The following is a 17602-nucleotide window of genomic DNA, read 5'->3' on the forward strand; positions in this document are numbered from 1 at the left end:
AATGAGTTATAAGAGATTGACCCCTTGTATATTTATTGACGGAGGGAAAGCTGTAAAATGGTTTGATGATAGAGAAGTGATCGCGGACGATGTGGTGTCCCTTGCAAGGCATTACGGAGATATGGGGGCGGATGAGCTGATCATATTTGATCTGTCCAATTCAGATGAGGAGCACGAGGAATCCATTGACCTGATGAAAAGGATTAACCGCGTCATCAGCATTCCGATGGTGGCCGGCGGGAATATCCGCAGGCAGGAGGATGTAAAGAAGATTCTCTATGCGGGTGCAAAGCGCGCCATGCTGAACTTTTCCAAGCACCTTTCCATCGACCTGATTGAGGACGTATCCAAACGATTCGGCAAAGAAAGGATCGCGGTATCTCTGAACGATTTTGACGCGCTGTTTAAACAGCAGCATCTGATCGAAGAGTACAGTACGGAGATCATTTTCATGCACAGGCTGGATTTAAATTCGGTTATGAATGTGACACAGATTCCGTGTGTTGTCGTAACGGACACGATGGAACAGGACGAGATCCTTAAAATATTGAAGTGCGACGGCGTGAAAGGTGTATCGGGCCTGTTTATCAGTCAGGCGGATATGGATTTTAATGCCTTTAAAAATGTCTGCGCTGCGGAAGGGATCCGGATGACATCTTTTGAAAGCATGATGGATTTTTCTGAGTTTAAATTGAATTCAGACGGGCTGCTGCCTGTCATTGTGCAGGATTATAAAACGAATGAGGTCCTGATGATGGCGTATATGGATGAAGAGGCCTTTGACCATACGGTCAAGTCTGGCAGGATGACATATTTTAGCAGAAGCAGGAAAAAACAGTGGGTAAAGGGCGAGACATCCGGTCATTACCAGTATGTAAAGACGATGACGATCGACTGTGATAAAGACACGCTGCTTGCCAAGGTAGAACAGGTCGGAGCGGCCTGCCATACGGGAAACAGCACTTGTTTCTTCCAGCCGATTGTAGGCAGTGAATACGACGGAAAGAATCCGCTTCAGGTATTTGAAGCCGTCTATTCGACGATTATGGACAGAAAAGAGAATCCGAAGGAAGGTTCTTATACCAATTATCTTTTCGATAAGGGGATTGATAAGATCCTGAAAAAGATTGGCGAAGAGGCGACAGAGCTTGTGATTGCGGCAAAGAATCCGAATCCCGAGGAGATCAAATACGAAATGTCTGATTTTTTGTACCATGCGATGGTACTTATGGTGGAACGGGGAATTACCTGGGATGATATAACAAACGAGCTTGCGGACAGATAACATGAATGGATCCACAACACTCCTGGATAGAGAGTTCTAACTGTTTTTGGCAGGGCATATGATATGGTAGACATATCATATGCCCTTTTCTGTGCGCCCTAAGGGCAGCTTAACAAGAAATCCAAAAGGAGGTACATAGATTATGAACGAATCAGAAGAAAGACGCCGCCAGCTTCTAAGGCAGACCAGAAGGCTTTACAATGAGGACAGCTTTATTCCCGCTGTGCACCCCAGGTATGGACATATTTATCATGACCTGTATGACGATGCAGAGGAAAGGCCTAAAAGCACCTTTTTCTTCCGTCTGACGCTGGGTGTCTTATGCTTTGTTTGTTATGTCTGGATCGATTACGGCAAAGTGAATGTAGCAAATGTAAGCAGCGATAAAATCGTTAACCAGATCGAAAAGCAGATGGATCTCAAAGATATTCAGGCAGTGTGGAAAAAGTTGTAGGGGATAGACGAAAACCCGCGTGCTGCTGATCTGTATTTTTGCCGCCGACCAGCTATATTCCGGAAAATATCCGAACGAAGAGGCCGGGATTACGGATTATAGCTCGGCAGAAGTGCAGTATTCTCCTTACTGTAAGGCAGGAGCATCTCATACTGCCCGCCGATTTTAGAATCCCAATAAATAGTGGCATCGAGATCCAGTGCAGATTTGAGTTCCTGTATGATATTTCTGACTTCTGCCTGTGCGGTTTCCGGCGATAGGCCGTTATGCAAAGCAACCTGGATAAAGGCGAATTGTTTCTCCGGACCGTAGTCGAATGTTACAATAGACAAGATACTGCAGAAGATATTTCTGTCGGCTAAAACGATGCGGGAAATCTGATCATTCATTTTTTCATCCTGTCCTCTCCCGATCAGCAGATCCAGATGTTCCACAAAGGAGGTAATGCCCGACCACAAAATCACTCCCGAAATTATGAGGCTGATTATCCCGTCCAGAGGGAGAGCGGTAAGTGGAGAGAGCAGCAGTGATATCATCGTCATTACGGTCAATGCGGCATCAGAGATACTATCTTTGAACATGGCACCGAGGGCAGCTGAGCCTACCTTCTTATTTAAATATTTCGTATAAAATGCTAGGCACAGCTTCAGCACGATTGCCGTAATAGGAATCCAAAATAATTCCGGGGGCATATCCGCCGCCTGGGGCTTGATAATCCTCAGAACCGCTTTTTTGCCAAAAGATAATGCTGCGGAGATGATAAAAAAAGAAACAACAAATCCACTGATATATTCCATTCTCCCATGCCCGTTCGGGTGATGCTCATCCGCTGGTTTCGCACACATCTTAAAACCAATAAGGGTGGCAAGAGAAGAGGCACAGTCCATTAAATTATTTGTTGCATCTGCAAGAACAGATACGCTGTTTCCAAGGTACCCCATGGCACACTTAGCGATAAAAAGTACGGCATTTACAAGGATTCCTGCAATTCCAACCCTCTGTCCTATCTGTAGGCGGGGGCTGTATTTCCTATCTGGCTGCATTTGTACTCCTCCTTCTTTTTCTATCTGAAAATTTATGGTCTGCCGGCTGTGTCTTCCCTTCCGGCCCGCCGCCGTGTGCCTTTTCTGGTGCTGCTGTCACTAAAGCCATTGCCGCGTGCGTTTTGCCGCTTGTCGCGCATTTCCGCTGTGCGTCCGTCTAAATGATCGCAGGAACATGGGTTACGCTGTGCCATAAATTCCCGCATTGCCCTGTGCCGTTGCTCAAAGTCCTCATTCGGGAATTGTTCTTCGCATCGTTTGATAATGCGCCCAAGATAATCGCTGAATCTGCCGAGTTCCTCCTTCTCCAGGCAATCCAGAATCACGGCTGAATCGGGCACGCTGTCATCAAAGCTTCCGGCGGCTTTTTCCCCTTTTTCTGTGAGTTCTATAATCATCACCCGTTTATCATTCTCTGAGGGATGACGGGTGATGAACTCATTCTTTTCCAGTTTAAGAAGCAGTTCTGCAATTGACTGCTTACTCATGCCCAGAAGATAAGTAAGGTCTCTCTGGCTGATTTCCGGCTTAATCTTCAGCATAGCCAATACACGGCCCTGTCCCCTGAGAGGATTCCGGCCTCTGCCGTTCCCCGTAAAAGAGGCAACTGTTGTGCGATGCATCAGCATCTGAAGCTGTTGGAGCTGTTCTATTATCGTTGATTTTAATTCGTTCATTTTTTTCTCCTTTCCTGTAAATCGTGCTGGATATCTCATAAAAGTCATGTACCTGACAAATATTAGTATAGTACCTGACTATTAATTTGTCAAGTACTGTACTAAATAAATTTTCTAAAAAATCTCCGCGGCAATAAATTAAATTTTGAATAAGAATGTTTTAGAGCGTAAAAAAAATTGAGGGGACATATAAAGTGTCCGGAAATTAAAAAATATGTGGTAATAGCGGCGCGCCCGGAAAGAAAAGTAAGAAAATTTTCGGAAAAGACTTGACTGTATACCAGTTATACACCCTATTATAAATAAAAGCATTCAGATAACAGAATGCAACCAGACGAGGGGGTGGATGTTTGAATACGAAACAAGCGGAGGAACTGACCGGAATATCCAGACAGAATATTCGCTACTATGAGCGGCAGGGGCTGTTGGAACCTGCAAGGGAAACCGGCAATGCATACAGGGATTATTCAGAAGAAGATATCCGGCGTTTGAAGCTGATTAAGATGCTGCGGATGCTGGATATGCCCCTGAAAGAGATTGAGAATGTACTGAAGGAGGAGATTCCCCTAAAAGAGGCCGTTGCACGCCAGCAGGAAAATCTGCTGAAGCAGCAGAAACAGCTGCAGGCGGCGATTGAAGTCTGCACGAGTATCCATAAGGATCAATCGGATCAGGTGGACGTGGATGCTTATCTTGAAAAAATGGAAACCATGTCCCGAAACGGAAGCATATTCGCAAAGATTGCGGACGATTACAAGCGGGTGGCCATGGAAGAACAGCAGCGGAGGTTTTCATTTAATGCAGATGAAGCCGTGAACACGGCCGGTATGTTTGAGGCTGTACTGCGTAAATATGCATCAGACCGCGGGATGAAGTTTCAGATGGTAAAATCCGGTATGTACCCTATATTCACACTGGACGGAACCGTCTATACAGCGGCCAGAGTGCTGGAGGACAGTGAGGAGACAAAGAAAGCGTCAACACGGATACTTTGTATGAGGGAAAATGAAGAGTCTATCAAGAAAGAAATCCCGGAAAAGAGAAGGAGTTTTTATCAGGGAATACATACAATTCTAGTAAATATACGGCGTCATTACAAAAAAAGTATCCTCAATATCCTGATCAGCCTGCTGACGGTTATTGTAATGGCTCTTTATCTGGGCAATCTGACCAGTACAAAACAACAGCTCGATGAATTACCGGAAAGGCTCCCTATATCGGTACAGATCTGGAACGTGAGCGGGGATTCCAATTCGGGCCTGTTCATACAGCCGCGGGTTCTCGATGCGGTTTACGGATCCTCATACACAAAAGAGATTGTGGAAGGGGCAAAGCTTTTGGGGCGCCTTCCGCAGGAGAATGCCGAAAACTTACAAGATCTCTGGATTCAGGGATTGAACCGTCCGGAATGTATTGAGGGCCTGGAAGAAGAAGATATCAAGTGGAGCGAAGGCTGGGATTGGGATGCATTCCAGAAAAGCCAGGATGTCTGTATCGTGAATCAAGCATCCATAGATAAAGAACTTGGGAGCCAGCTCCCCCTTTCACTGCAGCACTACCAGTTGCTGCTTTCCGGAATAGGATTAGAAATAAAGGATCTCCGGCAGGTAAGTATGGAAGTCGTCGGAATGTGGGATTCCAGCGGAACTGATGAAGAGGTAAATGTGCCGGATATTTTATTCCCTCTGGATGCTGTAAAAGAGATTTATAAGCAGAATGACCAGACATATTTTGCATCTTCCCTGTCCTTTCTGGTAAAGGATTCCATGAAGCTCAATGAATTAAAACAGGAATTAAAGGACGCCGGGTTTCAGACGGTGGTTCCGGGCTCGACTTTCTCTTATGCCGGGGCCGGGGTCAGGGTAGATGATGTGATCTTTATCCGGTCGGTCACTAGTCTGGAAAAAAGCCTGTCTCTGCTGCAGGGATTTCTGCCCTTTGTCCTTCTTGTAGTGATTATGGTGGGGTATATCGTATCCCACTTACTGCTTCAGGGCAGACGGGAGGAGTACGCGATTATGCGGGCGCTTGGAACGAGCAGACGACGGTGTACGGTACTGTTTTTGGCGGAACATATTCTGCTGGCTGCGGCAGGCGGCGCTGTGGGAGCAGCTACAGGGTTGATATTGCGGTGGGCCGGCATCGGAGCAATTGCGTCTGTCTGGCTTGTGTTTTTTATCTGCTATATACTGGGCGCGTCGGCTGCCATGTGGATGTTTGGAAGATTCAGCGTTGCAGCTGTGTTATCACACAGAGATTGAGAGGGAGATATGGAACGGATTAAAGTAGAAGATGTAAGTTATTCTTATCAGAATAAATTTCAGACAATTGAGGCGGTAAAACGGATATCCTGTACGTTCGAGTCCGGTAACATGTATGCGGTTACCGGGGAATCAGGAAGCGGAAAAAGTACTTTTCTATCCCTGCTTGCCGGACTTGACCATCCCAGGAAAGGAAGAATCCTGGTGGACGGCGAAAATCTGGCGGAAATAGACCGGGATGCATACAGACGGAAGGAAGTGTCAGTGGTATATCAGGCCTTTCATTTATTTCCTCTGCTGACCGCCTGGGAGAATGTTATGTATCCGCTGGAGCTCCAGGGAATCCCACGCAAAACGGCAAAAGAGAAGGCGGCCCTGTGCCTGGAGGAAGTAGGTCTGGAAGAAAAGATCCTGAACCAATATCCGCGTATGATGAGCGGAGGGGAGCAGCAGAGAGTGGCAATTGCAAGAGCTATGGCAGCCGGTGGGAGGATTCTGCTGGCAGATGAGCCGACAGGGAATCTGGATACGGAAAATGAAGAGAATATAGTCGAATTACTGCTCAGACTGGCACATGAGAAAGATTACGTGGTTATTATAGTTACACACAATTCTTTGATTGCAGACCAGGCGGATATCCGTATGACCATGAAGGACGGGAAAATGATATCGGTAGAAAATCAGTGAGGTGGTGTATGGCATGACATTTTATTACAGCATGAAACAAATGCTCCGCAGTCCCCTGAAGAGTTTTCTGTTTTTTCTTCTGATGGGTGTTTCGGCATTTTTCCTGGCACTGGGTGGAAACCTCTGGAACATGAGCAGAACGGCAATTCAGGAATTCGAAAAAATATTTACCACCATAGGAACCGTGGAGCAGGAGACAAAGGATAACGGGGTTTATGGGATATGGGATGCGAAAATGAAAGAGTATCAGTACTTTAACGCAAGAACCGCGGGGGAGCGGATCAAAGAGGAGGTGCTGGACTTTGAAGGCGCGGGGTATGTACATAAGCCAAGGCAGCGCCCCTATTTTGGAGCATATGTAGAGGAGCTTTATCAGGGAGTGGGGCGCACCTGGCTGCTTACCGTGGAGGCAACCCCTCTGAAAACAGAAACGGCGGATCATTCCGTCAAGATGCGCATTGTTAAGGTGTTGGAAGGCGCTGTCAATGAGGGGGATTATATCTATGTCTGCGAACACCAGAATCCGGAACCCAGAACGTTCGAGGCGGGAAAGACTTATATTATGCAGCTTAATCAGTACGGTTTTACCCACGGTGTGGAAACAGAAAACAGCGATAGCGGGGAGATGGAAATTGAATATGTTCCTTCAAATGGTACCCTATCAACACAATACACTCTCGATGGAGAAAGGATCTATGATCCTATAAATGAATCAAACGAATTTGATGAGGTGACGGAGGGGTTCTACGAAACAGAACGCGGAAAGCGATGGCTGCTGGCGGGAAATATGCAGGACTATTTGGATCATGCCATACCGGTTCAGCCCACAGACAGCACAAAGCTGCTGATGCCGTTTTATCAGGAGGAGGTCGTTATCACCGAGGGGAGGGATATCACAGAAGAGGAATATCAGGACGGCGCAAAGGTGTGTCTGATTCCCAGTACGCTGGCAATGCTGCTTCAGAAGTCCGTGGGGGACAAACTAACCCTGCCTCTGTTTTATGCTAATTATCGGGATGCACCGGTGGACAACTTTTCAACAAAGGGCAGCGGATATGGATTTTCCTTTATTAATGCACAGGGCCAGCCTTATTCCGTATTCAGCGAGCAGGAATATGAGATTGCGGGCATCTATACAATCAAAGATTACGGTACCGGTTCCCTTGGAATCGGCATGTATGAAGTAGTCATTCCCTGGAACGCAGTTCCCGAGAATTCCTGGAAAGATAACATCGTAGCCTATGGACGCATGCAGGTTGGTAACACGTCTTTCCAAATTCCAAACGGAACAATACAGCAATATCAGGAGCTATGGGAAAAACAAGGGGTAAAAGATCTGAAGATCACCTTTTATGACAAAGGCTATACCCAGCTCCGGGAAGGGATTGAAAAGCGAAAGATGATGTCATGGATATTCCTGGTCAGCGGAGGCGTCATGGCACTCATGATTTTACTGTTCTTTTCAAGTATGTTCATAACGGGACAACAGGAGAGGATCGCCGTGGAGCGTCTGCTTGGAAGAACGAAGGGGCAGTGTTCCAGATCTATTCTGACCGGAATACTTGTACTTGCGGCGGCTGGCAGCATCCTGGGCAGCATAGCGGGATGGAAAGCCACAGGAGCAGCCGCCAAGAAGGCCGATGCGGCCACTGTATTCGATACTTCCTACAGCAATGTGACAACAAATGACACAGAGGCGGACATAGAGTGGGCAAGCCCCAGCATCGCACTGTCGGTTGGAACCGGAGGCGGTTTAATTCTGGCGGCGTTTATCATCTCGTCCTGCTATATGAAAGAAAACCTAAAAAAGGAGCCGCTGCAGCTTTTAGGGAAGATTGAAGATGTTTAATACGCACAGTTAATGAGCTTCCATCTCGTCGGAAGATGAGTGCGCGAAAGAAAGGGGTAGCCGTTACAGGATCTATCCCTTTCTTTCGCGCACTCATCTTCATAAACTTAAAACATTCCGCATTTTGCTTGATGTTATGACAAAAAGCACTTATAATTAAACGGTGGTGCCCGGTGTTTCCGGACACCATCAGATCATTTGGAATCAAATAGCATGGATAAGAAGGATGTATATAATGATGAGAAAATTAGCGTTGAGCGATGAGATATTGCTGAATATCGAGAAACCTGCCCGTTACATCGGCAATGAGGTAAATGCAGTGAATAAAGACCCGGATCAGGTGGACATTCGGTTTGCCCTTTCGTTTCCCGATATCATGGAAATTGGCATGTCCCACCTGGGGATTCAGATTTTGTATGATATTTTTAACCGGCGTGAGGATGTATGGTGTGAAAGGGTATATTCTCCCTGGACCGACCTGGACAAGGTGATGAGGGAACAGAAGATCCCCCTGTTTGCCCTGGAATCACAGGATCCGGTCAAGAATTTTGACTTCCTGGGCATCACGATCCAGTATGAAATGTGCTACACGAACATACTGCAGATCCTGGATCTAAGCCAGATTCCGCTCCACAGCGCGGACCGTACCTGGGAGCATCCGATCGTAATCGGCGGCGGCCCCTGCACCTACAATCCGGAACCGCTGGCAGAGTTCTTTGATCTGTTTTATATAGGAGAGGGAGAGACGGTCTATGATGAACTGCTGGATCTCTACAAGACCTGCCGAGCCGGGAACAGCAGCCGTACAGAGTTTCTGAGAAAGGCGGCAGGGATTGAGGGTATCTATGTTCCGATGTTCTATGTAGCGGATTATCATGAGGATGGTACGCTGAAGTCCTTTACACCGACGGAGCCCGGGATTCCTGCCACGGTGAAAAAGCAGATTGTAATGAATGTGACGGAAGCGCCTTATCCGATGAACCCGGTGGTGCCCTTTATCAAAGCAACGCAGGACCGGGTTGTGCTGGAAATCCAGAGGGGATGTATCCGCGGCTGCAGATTCTGCCAGGCAGGGATGCTGTACCGGCCTACCCGCGAGCGAAACGTGGAGACACTGAAGGAGTACGCCCGTGTTATGCTGAAGAATACGGGACACGAAGAGATCTCTCTGAGTTCTTTGAGTTCCAGTGACTATTCCGAACTGAAAGAACTGGTGGAATTTTTAATAGATGAATTTAAGGATAACGGGATGAATATTACCCTGCCATCCCTTCGGATCGATGCTTTTTCGCTGGATGTGATGCAGCGGGTGCAGGATGTCCGCAAGAGCAGCCTGACATTTGCCCCCGAAGCGGGTTCGCAGAGGATGAGAAATGTAATTAATAAGGGCCTGACGGAGGAAATGATCCTGGAGGGGGCCGGACAGGCTTTCGAGGGAGGCTGGTCCAAGGTAAAGCTGTACTTTATGCTGGGCCTTCCCACGGAGACGGAAGAAGATATGAAGGAGATCGCTAGGCTTTCAGACCGGATTGCGAGAAGATATTACGAGATCCCGAAGGAGGAGCGCCATGGCAAATGCCAGATTACGGCGAGCACTTCCTTCTTTGTACCAAAACCGTTTACCCCATTCCAGTGGGCGCCTATGTGTACCAGTGAGGAGTATATGCACAGGGCTTCGGTTGTGAAGCATGAATTCCAGGAGCAGTTAAACAGAAAAAGCATGAAGTACAACTGGCATGATGCCGAAGTAACCGTTCTGGAAGGCGTATTTGCCCGCGGCGACAGGAGAGTGGGGAAGGCCATTGAGGAGGCCTACAGACTGGGATGCCTTTTTGACGCCTGGACAGAAACATTCTGCAATGAAAAATGGATGCAGGCTTTTGAGAATACGGGCATTGATGTTTCATTCTATACAGCCCGGGAAAGAGAACTGGATGAATTGCTTCCTTGGGACTTCATTGATATCGGGGTCAGCAAAAGTTTTATGAAAAAAGAGTGGGAGAGGGCGCTGGAGGGCGTTGTCACACCAAACTGTAAGATGCAGTGCTCCGGATGCGGCGCGGCACAATTTGGAGGAGGTGTCTGCTATGAAGGTAAGAATTAAGTTCAGAAAATATGGTGCGCTGAGATTTATCGGGCACCTGGATGTGATGCGGTTTTTCCAGAAGGCCATGAGAAGGGCGGAGATCCCGATCGCCTTTACCGCCGGTTACAGTCCCCATATGATTATGTCTTTTGCAAATCCGCTGGGGATCGGACTTTCCAGTGATGGTGAATACTTTGATATTGAGCTGAGCGGTCCGATTTCCAGCAAAGAGGCAGTAAGACGGCTGAATGAGGCCATGGTGGAAGGGATGGAAGTCGTAAGCTTCCGTCAGATTGCGGAAGAAAAGAAGATGACTGGAATGGCGATCGTTGCGGCGGCAGATTACAGGACGACGGTGAAAAAGGGTGTGTTTCCTGCGGATTGGGCAGAGAAGATTGCGGCATTTATGACGCAGCCCGAGATCCGGATTCTGAAAGAGACAAAACGCAGTGCAAATGAAGTGGATATCAAGCCAATGATATACCGGTTGGAAGCGGAAGCGGACACTGTCTGTATGCAGGTGGCCGCGGGGAGCGTCCAGAATCTGAAGCCCGGCCTTGTCATGGAGGCCTTCTGCCATTTTATGGGGATTGATTTTGCCGAGAGCGATTATTCACATCACAGGCTTGAGATGTATGCGGATAGGGGACAGGAAGGCAGACGGGAACTGGTAACACTAGAAGATCTGGGTAGTGAAATGGAGATGGAAACGGCATGACTTCAAGAAAAGTTCTTATGATGAAGGAGGCCCAAAAGGTCTGGATATTTCTTCTGGAGGACGATGAAATCGTAGAAATACACTGCGATAAGCCGGACAGCGGCGTAAGGCAGCATGTACTCGGCAATATCTATGTAGGCAAAGTGAGGAATATAGTGCCCAATATCGGAGCAGCATTTATCGAGATTGAGAGCGGCGTGGAATGTTATTATGACATGAGCCAGGCCGCTAATGCTCTGTTTACTCATAAAGCAGGCAGGAAGCCGCTCTGCATCGGGGATGAGCTGGTTGTTCAGATCAGCAAAGAGGCCGTTAAAACAAAGGCCCCGACTGTCAGCAGCAATTTAAGCTTTACGGGCAGGTATGCAATCCTGACTACCGGAAACACAAGAATCGGAACCTCCGGCAAACTTCCCAAATCGCTGCGTGAGGAATTAAAAGAACGCCTAATGCCCTATAAAAACGAGGAGTATGGTCTTATCATCCGTACGAATGCAGGCGATGCTGATTTTGCCCAGATCCTGGGGGAGATTAAGAGCCTGGAACAAAGCTATACCGCTCTGAAGTCTGCGGCTCAGACGAGAACATGCTTTTCCTGTCTGCAGGAGGCGCCTCCCGCCTATATCTCTGACCTGAAAAATGTGTATACCGAAGGTTTAACTGAGATTGTGATTGAGGACGAAGAGCTTTACCGCCAGGTCAAAGAATATTATACAAGAGATCAGCCGGCAGAATTAGAAAAACTGAGGCTTTATCAGAGCAGCCAGCTTCCTCTCGGAAAGCTGTATAATACACAGACTGTACTGGAAAGGGCATTGAGTGAACGCGTATGGCTTAAGAACGGGGCCTATATAGTGATACAGTATACGGAGGCACTGACCGTGATCGATGTGAATTCCGGAAAATGTTCTGTAAAAAAGAATCCTTCTGAAACCTATTTGAAGATCAATCTCGAAGCAGCTAGGGAAGCAGCCAAACAGATGCGGCTCAGAAACCTTTCGGGAATCGTTATTGTAGATTTTATCAACCTGGATGATGCAGATGCAACCAGGGAACTGCTGAAAACATTCCGCCAGTACCTCTCAAGAGATCCCATTCAGTCAACACTTGTGGACGTGACTGAGCTGCAGCTTGTAGAGCTGACCCGCAAAAAAGTACGCAGACCTCTTCATGAGAGTTTAGCTGAATAATTTTTTTAGTTTTTATATTGTATAATTGTATGTAATATAAGCCTATTTGTAGTACAGAATATGGCTAGAGTGGTGTTGAAAGAAAAAATATTGCATTCATGTATACAATATTTGAAACTAGTGTGTTGTGCAGAAATTTTAAGGTGGTGAAGTTGCAAATAAATTGTATACGATTATACAATTTATTTGCCGAAAATGTTACCGCAGCAAAATGCCTAATGTTACAATAGCCAGAAAACCATGGCTTTAGTATAATAAGTGAACCTCTCCGGTCAATCAACTGCCGGGGAGTTCCAAGAAAAGGAACATCATTATGGAATATATTCCAGCTAAAACGATAATTACTCGTTCAAAAAGACCAGAATACTGGTTTGGAACAGAATATAATATGAATATATATAAAGGATGCTGTCATGGGTGCATATACTGTGACAGCCGTTCAGACTGCTATGGAATCTCTTCCTTTGACACTGTCAGGGCAAAGGAAAATGCTTTGATGATCATACGCGATGAGCTGCGCAGAAAGACAAAGAAGGGCGTGATTGGTACAGGGGCAATGAGTGATCCTTATAATCCCTTCGAGAAGGAACTGGAACTGACCCGGCATGCGTTGGAGCTGTGCAATGCATTTGGTTTCGGTACCGCTATCGCTACAAAGAGCAGTCTGCTGGCAAGGGACATCGATGTGCTTACAGATATCATGGAACATTCACCGGTACTATGCAAAGTCACAATAACCACCTCGGACGATTTGCTTGCAAAAAAAATAGAGCCAGTACCGCCGCCGTCCTCGGAACGGTTTGCCCTGATTCGTGAATTGGCCGATCATGGGATATATGCCGGGATTCTGTTAATGCCCGTGCTTCCGTTCCTGGAAGACTCTGATGAGAATATCCGGGAAATCGTTTGTAAGGCTCACGAGGCGGGCGCAAAATTTATCTATCCTGCTTTTGGGATGACGCTGCGGGAAAATCAGCGGGATTGGTACTATGAAAAGCTGAACCAGCTCTTTCCGGGAGAGGGGCTTGCAGAGAAATACCAAAAGAGATTCGGCAATTCCTATGAATGCAGAAGCCCGCGGGTGCGCCAGCTTTGGAAGGTTTTCGAGAAAGAGTGCCAGGAGGCGGGGATCCTGTATAAGATGTCCGATATCATTTCAAGCTATAAGCGCCCCTATCGTATGGAGCAGCTCAGCTTATTCGATTATTGAGTAAATCATGTGCAGAATGTAATGGTTCAGGCTCTGCCAATCCTGCAGGAGACAAAATATAACATATAGGGAGAAGACTATGGGGAAGAAAGAACTGAAGACGAATGCAATGCGGATATTGGACCGATATAAAATACCTTATGAATATCAGACTTACGAATGCGATGAATTCGTGGACGGCATTACAATTGCAAACCAAACGGGCCTGCCTCATGACAGAGTCTATAAAACACTCGTAACAACAGGGAAGAGCGGGATACATTATGTGTTTGTGATTCCGATTGCGTCTGAACTGGACTTAAAGAAGGCGGCCCGTTCTGCGGGAGAAAAGTCTTTGGAAATGCTTCCGGTTAAAGAGCTTACCGCGGTTACCGGATATGTCAGAGGGGGCTGCACTGCCATTGGGATGAAAAAACCTTTCCCTACTATAATAAATGAAACGGCCCGGTGCCTGGACTACGTGTATGTTAGTGGGGGCAGGCTGGGCGTGCAGCTAAAACTGGCTCCCGGTGATCTGAAAAGGGCCTCCGGCGCCGAGTATGCAGATGTGATACTTTAAATTTGCAGAAAAACAGATTTTGAATTTGATTTATGAATAAAAATGCAGGATTTTTTGTCATAAAATGCAAAAAAATGCGAAAGAAGAGATTTACAACCGGGAATGACTGCGTTATAATAATGTACCGAGAACGCAGAAATTTTGAAGAGGGAACTATATCGCACAGTATTTGCTGTTAAAGGCCGGATGCATGCCGGATATGGGCGCCTCTTTATGTATATTGGAGGAAACGAGGAATGAAAAAAGTAGTAAAATTCGGCGGAAGTTCTTTGGCCAGTGCCGAGCAGTTTAAAAAAGTAGGGGACATCATACGGGCAGATGAATCCAGGCAGTATGTTGTACCATCCGCACCAGGTAAACGGTTCTCAGGTGATACCAAGGTAACGGATATGCTGTACAGCTGCTATGGGGCAGCCATTAAGGAAAAGAACTTTACAGACCTGCTCTGTGCAATCCAGGACAGATATAATGAGATTATAAAAGGACTGAATCTGACCCTTTCCCTGGATCAGGACTTTGAAGAGATCCGTGAAAATTTCGGAAAAAAGGCCGGAAGAGATTACGCTGCCTCCAGAGGGGAATACCTGAACGGCAAGGTGATGGCGGCATATTTGGGATTTGAATTCGTGGATGCAGCCGAGGTAGTCCGTTTTGACGAGGACGGCAATTTTGATGATGCTGCGACAAATGACCTGCTGTCTGCACGTCTGAAAGAGATTCCGTACGCTGTCATTCCTGGTTTTTACGGGGCGAAAGCAGATGGAACGGTTGTAACATTTTCCAGGGGAGGTTCAGACGTCACAGGTTCACTGGTTGCGCTGGCTGTAACTGCTGATTTATACGAGAACTGGACAGATGTTTCCGGATTTCTCATTGCTGACCCAAGGATTGTGAAGAATCCGAAATCCATAGAGACTATTACATATAAAGAACTGCGTGAGCTTTCCTATATGGGGGCGAGTGTGCTGCATGAGGATGCTATTTTCCCGGTAAGAAAAGCAGGAATACCGATCAATATCCGCAACACCAATGCGCCTCAGGATAAAGGGACTTTAATCGTAGAGGGCACATGCAGGCAGCCGAAGTATACGATTACGGGAATTGCCGGTACGGACGGCTTCGCATCCATTACAGTTGAGAAGGCGATGATGAACTCTGAGATTGGTTTCTGCCGTAAGGTGCTTCAGGTATTCGAGGAGAATGAGATTTCCATCGAACATATGCCGTCGGGTATTGACACAATGACAATCTTTGTTCATAAGGATGAATTCGAGGAAAAGGAACAGCGGGTGCTTGCCGGAATCCACAAGGCCGTAGATCCTGACCACATCGAACTGGAATCAGATCTTGCACTGATTGCTATTGTAGGCCGGGGAATGAGGGCGACACGGGGGACAGCCGGCAGAATATTCTCTGCCCTTGCCCATGCGCACATTAATGTAAAAATGATTGATCAGGGATCCAGTGAGCTGAATATTATTGTTGGTGTCAGACATGACGATTTTAAAAACGCAATCAGGGCGCTGTATGAAATCTTTGTTTTGACACAAATTTAAGGAAAGGTATTCATTATGAACATTCTGTTTTTTTTAAAACCGAAAAATGAAGTTGCTTATATCTACAATGACAGTACGCTGCGCCAAGTTCTGGAGACAATGGAATACCATAAGTATGCGTCCATCCCTATGCTGAACAGGGAAGGGGAATTTGTCGGCACTGTCACGGAAGGAGACCTGCTTTGGGGAATAAAGTCGTACAATAATCTGGACATTAAAAGCGCTGAACACATCTTGATCCAGGATTTCCCACGCAAGGCAAATTTTGATGTAGTGCCTGCGGATGCCGATATGGAAGATCTGGTGAAGAAAGCGATGAACCAGAATTTTGTACCCGTAGTGGATGACCAGAATAAGTTCATCGGAATTATTACGCGCAGAAGCATTATAGAATACTGCTACAATAAACTCAATGATTGTGACAAGTAGAAGCCTTCCCAAAGGCTTAAATAAGGTAAAATAAGATGATAGATTTTCATACACATATTTTTCCGGATAAGATTGCCGGAAAGACACTGGAATTTTTAAGCGGAAGATGTAAAACGGTTCCCTTTACCGATGGAACTGCTGAGGGTCTGAGGGCTTCCGGGGAGAAAGCGTGCATAGACATTTCCGTTGCCCTCCCGGTTGTTACAAAACCGTCTCAGTTTGACAGCATAAACCGTTTTGCCGCCCGATTTTTGGAGGGCGGCGTGATCTCCTTCGGGGGACTCCATCCGGACAGCGCAGACTACAGGGAAGAACTTAAGACTTTGAAGAACATGGGATTTCAGGGGATTAAACTGCACCCTGCATATCAGGAGACGATGTTTCATGATATCCGTTATAAGCGGATCGTTTCCTATGCATCGGAATTGGGGCTGATTATTACCGTGCACGGCGGCTACGATCCCGGATATCCGGACTGTGTTTACTGCACGCCGCAGATGGCGGCAGAGGTGATTGACGAAGTGCAGCCCGAAAAGTTGGTTATCGCCCATATGGGCGGTTTTAAATGCTGGGACGACGTGGAGCGCTGCATCGTCGGAAAAAAGGTTTATCTGGATACCGCCGTTGTATTTGGTTCCATCGATGACGGACAGTTTGTGCGTATTTGCAGGAACCACGGCACAGATCGTATTCTTTTTGCCACAGATTCTCCATGGTCCGGGCAGTCAGAGTCCATAGAATATATGAATAGACTTCCACTGACACAGGAGGAAAAAAGCAGGATTTTTGACGAAAATGCCCGGAAACTATTGACTTTATAAATTTGTATATGCTATACTACAACGGTATGCCGCGCAATGAGGTTCTGAAGTTCTGCCCTTTTAGCAGACACCGTAATTGGCGAGTAATGATAATAGGAGGTGCCATATGTACGCAATTATAGCAACAGGTGGTAAACAGTACAAAGTAGCCGAAGGCGATATCATTAAAGTAGAAAAACTTGGGGTAGAAGCTGGAGAGACTTATACATTTGACCAGGTACTTGCGGTGAACAACGATAAACTTGTTGTTGGGAACCCGACAGTCGAAGGTGCAACAGTTACAGCTTCTGTAATTGGTGACGGCAAAGGTAAAAAAGTTGTCGTTTACAAGTATAAGAGAAAATCTGGATACCATAAGAAAAATGGTCACAGACAGCAGTATACTGCAGTTAAGATCGACAAGATCAACGCATAACCCGGTGAGAGAATGATTAAAGTAACCATTTATAAGACTGACAAGCACGAATATGTAGGTTTTGACGCACTGGGACATGCCGGATTCGCGGATGAGGGCATGGACATCGTATGTGCGGCGGCTTCAGCGCTGATTATCAACACGATAAACGCGGTTGAAAGATACACATCCGATGAGACGTCTGTAGTGACAGACGATTCGGAAGGTGCACAGGGGCTGATTCAGTTCAGATTTACCGGTGGGAGACCTACACACGATGCTGAATTGCTGTTAAAGACTATGATTCTGGGGTTGGAAGAAATAGAAGATGACAGCGACTATGAACCATACATTGATATTATCTTCAAGGAGGTGTAATAACC

The 17602-nt window shown here is 46.6% G+C and carries 17 protein-coding genes; 15 read left to right on the forward strand and 2 right to left on the reverse strand.

Features of this window, described 5'->3' with window-relative positions:
* Position 1 precedes the first annotated feature (1 nt).
* Together hisIE and MWG26_RS11145 are read left to right on the forward strand one after the other, a co-directional pair.
* Positions 2-1285, forward strand: a complete 1284-nt coding sequence (hisIE, locus tag MWG26_RS11140; protein ID WP_025657490.1) for a bifunctional phosphoribosyl-AMP cyclohydrolase/phosphoribosyl-ATP diphosphatase HisIE — start codon at positions 2-4, stop codon at positions 1283-1285.
* A 142-nt stretch (positions 1286-1427) separates the two neighbouring features.
* Complete coding sequence (locus tag MWG26_RS11145; RefSeq protein WP_025657489.1) at positions 1428-1739, forward strand: hypothetical protein; 312 nt, start codon at positions 1428-1430, stop codon at positions 1737-1739.
* Positions 1740-1828: 89 nt separating this feature from the next.
* On the opposite strand, the gene MWG26_RS11150 is transcribed toward MWG26_RS11145, so the two are convergent.
* Together MWG26_RS11150 and MWG26_RS11155 are read right to left on the reverse strand one after the other, a co-directional pair.
* On the reverse strand, positions 1829-2782 hold the full coding sequence (locus MWG26_RS11150; protein ID WP_025657488.1) for a cation diffusion facilitator family transporter: 954 nt from the start codon (positions 2780-2782) through the stop codon (positions 1829-1831).
* 32 nt (positions 2783-2814) lie between these two features.
* Positions 2815-3459 carry a MarR family winged helix-turn-helix transcriptional regulator gene (locus MWG26_RS11155; protein ID WP_025657487.1) on the reverse strand — a complete coding sequence of 215 codons (645 nt, stop codon included), beginning with the start codon at positions 3457-3459 and terminating at the stop codon, positions 2815-2817.
* A 350-nt stretch (positions 3460-3809) separates the two neighbouring features.
* On the opposite strand from MWG26_RS11155, the gene MWG26_RS23175 reads away from it, so the two are divergent.
* The 13 genes from MWG26_RS23175 (at position 3810) to MWG26_RS11220 (ending at position 17597) form a co-directional block, all read left to right on the forward strand.
* Positions 3810-5720, forward strand: coding sequence for a MerR family transcriptional regulator (locus MWG26_RS23175; protein ID WP_025657486.1), 1911 nt, complete (start codon positions 3810-3812; stop codon positions 5718-5720).
* Positions 5721-5729: 9 nt separating this feature from the next.
* On the forward strand, positions 5730-6407 hold the full coding sequence (locus MWG26_RS11165) for an ABC transporter ATP-binding protein (protein WP_244062724.1): 678 nt from the start codon (positions 5730-5732) through the stop codon (positions 6405-6407).
* 13 nt (positions 6408-6420) lie between these two features.
* On the forward strand, positions 6421-8256 hold the full coding sequence (locus MWG26_RS11170) for an FtsX-like permease family protein (RefSeq protein ID WP_117440830.1): 1836 nt from the start codon (positions 6421-6423) through the stop codon (positions 8254-8256).
* Between the two features lie 238 nt (positions 8257-8494).
* On the forward strand, positions 8495-10360 hold the full coding sequence (locus MWG26_RS11175; RefSeq protein WP_025657483.1) for a TIGR03960 family B12-binding radical SAM protein: 1866 nt from the start codon (positions 8495-8497) through the stop codon (positions 10358-10360).
* On the forward strand, positions 10344-11060 hold the full coding sequence (locus tag MWG26_RS11180) for a TIGR03936 family radical SAM-associated protein (RefSeq protein ID WP_025657482.1): 717 nt from the start codon (positions 10344-10346) through the stop codon (positions 11058-11060). Before MWG26_RS11175 ends, MWG26_RS11180 begins: the two co-directional genes overlap by 17 nt.
* Positions 11057-12250, forward strand: coding sequence for a ribonuclease E/G (locus MWG26_RS11185; protein ID WP_025657481.1), 1194 nt, complete (start codon positions 11057-11059; stop codon positions 12248-12250). The genes MWG26_RS11180 and MWG26_RS11185 overlap by 4 nt, the downstream gene beginning before the upstream one ends.
* Before the next feature lie 313 nt (positions 12251-12563).
* Positions 12564-13460 (forward strand): SPL family radical SAM protein, encoded by an 897-nt coding sequence (locus tag MWG26_RS11190; RefSeq protein ID WP_025657480.1) that lies wholly within the window; start codon positions 12564-12566, stop codon positions 13458-13460.
* Positions 13461-13539: 79 nt separating this feature from the next.
* The gene (gene ybaK / locus MWG26_RS11195) at positions 13540-14019 is read left to right on the forward strand and encodes a Cys-tRNA(Pro) deacylase (RefSeq protein ID WP_025657479.1); all 480 of its coding nucleotides are present in this window, start codon (positions 13540-13542) and stop codon (positions 14017-14019) included.
* A 236-nt stretch (positions 14020-14255) separates the two neighbouring features.
* A complete protein-coding gene (locus MWG26_RS11200; protein WP_025657478.1) occupies positions 14256-15575 on the forward strand; it encodes an aspartate kinase in 1320 nt (439 codons plus the stop codon).
* A 15-nt stretch (positions 15576-15590) separates the two neighbouring features.
* Positions 15591-16004, forward strand: coding sequence for a CBS domain-containing protein (locus MWG26_RS11205; protein WP_025657477.1), 414 nt, complete (start codon positions 15591-15593; stop codon positions 16002-16004).
* A 35-nt stretch (positions 16005-16039) separates the two neighbouring features.
* On the forward strand, positions 16040-16825 hold the full coding sequence (locus tag MWG26_RS11210; RefSeq protein ID WP_025657476.1) for an amidohydrolase family protein: 786 nt from the start codon (positions 16040-16042) through the stop codon (positions 16823-16825).
* A gap of 106 nt (positions 16826-16931) precedes the next feature.
* Positions 16932-17240 carry a 50S ribosomal protein L21 gene (gene rplU / locus MWG26_RS11215; protein WP_025657475.1) on the forward strand — a complete coding sequence of 103 codons (309 nt, stop codon included), beginning with the start codon at positions 16932-16934 and terminating at the stop codon, positions 17238-17240.
* A 12-nt stretch (positions 17241-17252) separates the two neighbouring features.
* On the forward strand, positions 17253-17597 hold the full coding sequence (locus MWG26_RS11220) for a ribosomal-processing cysteine protease Prp (protein ID WP_117440831.1): 345 nt from the start codon (positions 17253-17255) through the stop codon (positions 17595-17597).
* Positions 17598-17602 lie beyond the last annotated feature (5 nt).

The organism is Faecalicatena contorta (assembly GCF_022835095.1).
Classification (GTDB): Bacteria; Bacillota; Clostridia; order Lachnospirales; family Lachnospiraceae; genus Faecalicatena; species Faecalicatena contorta.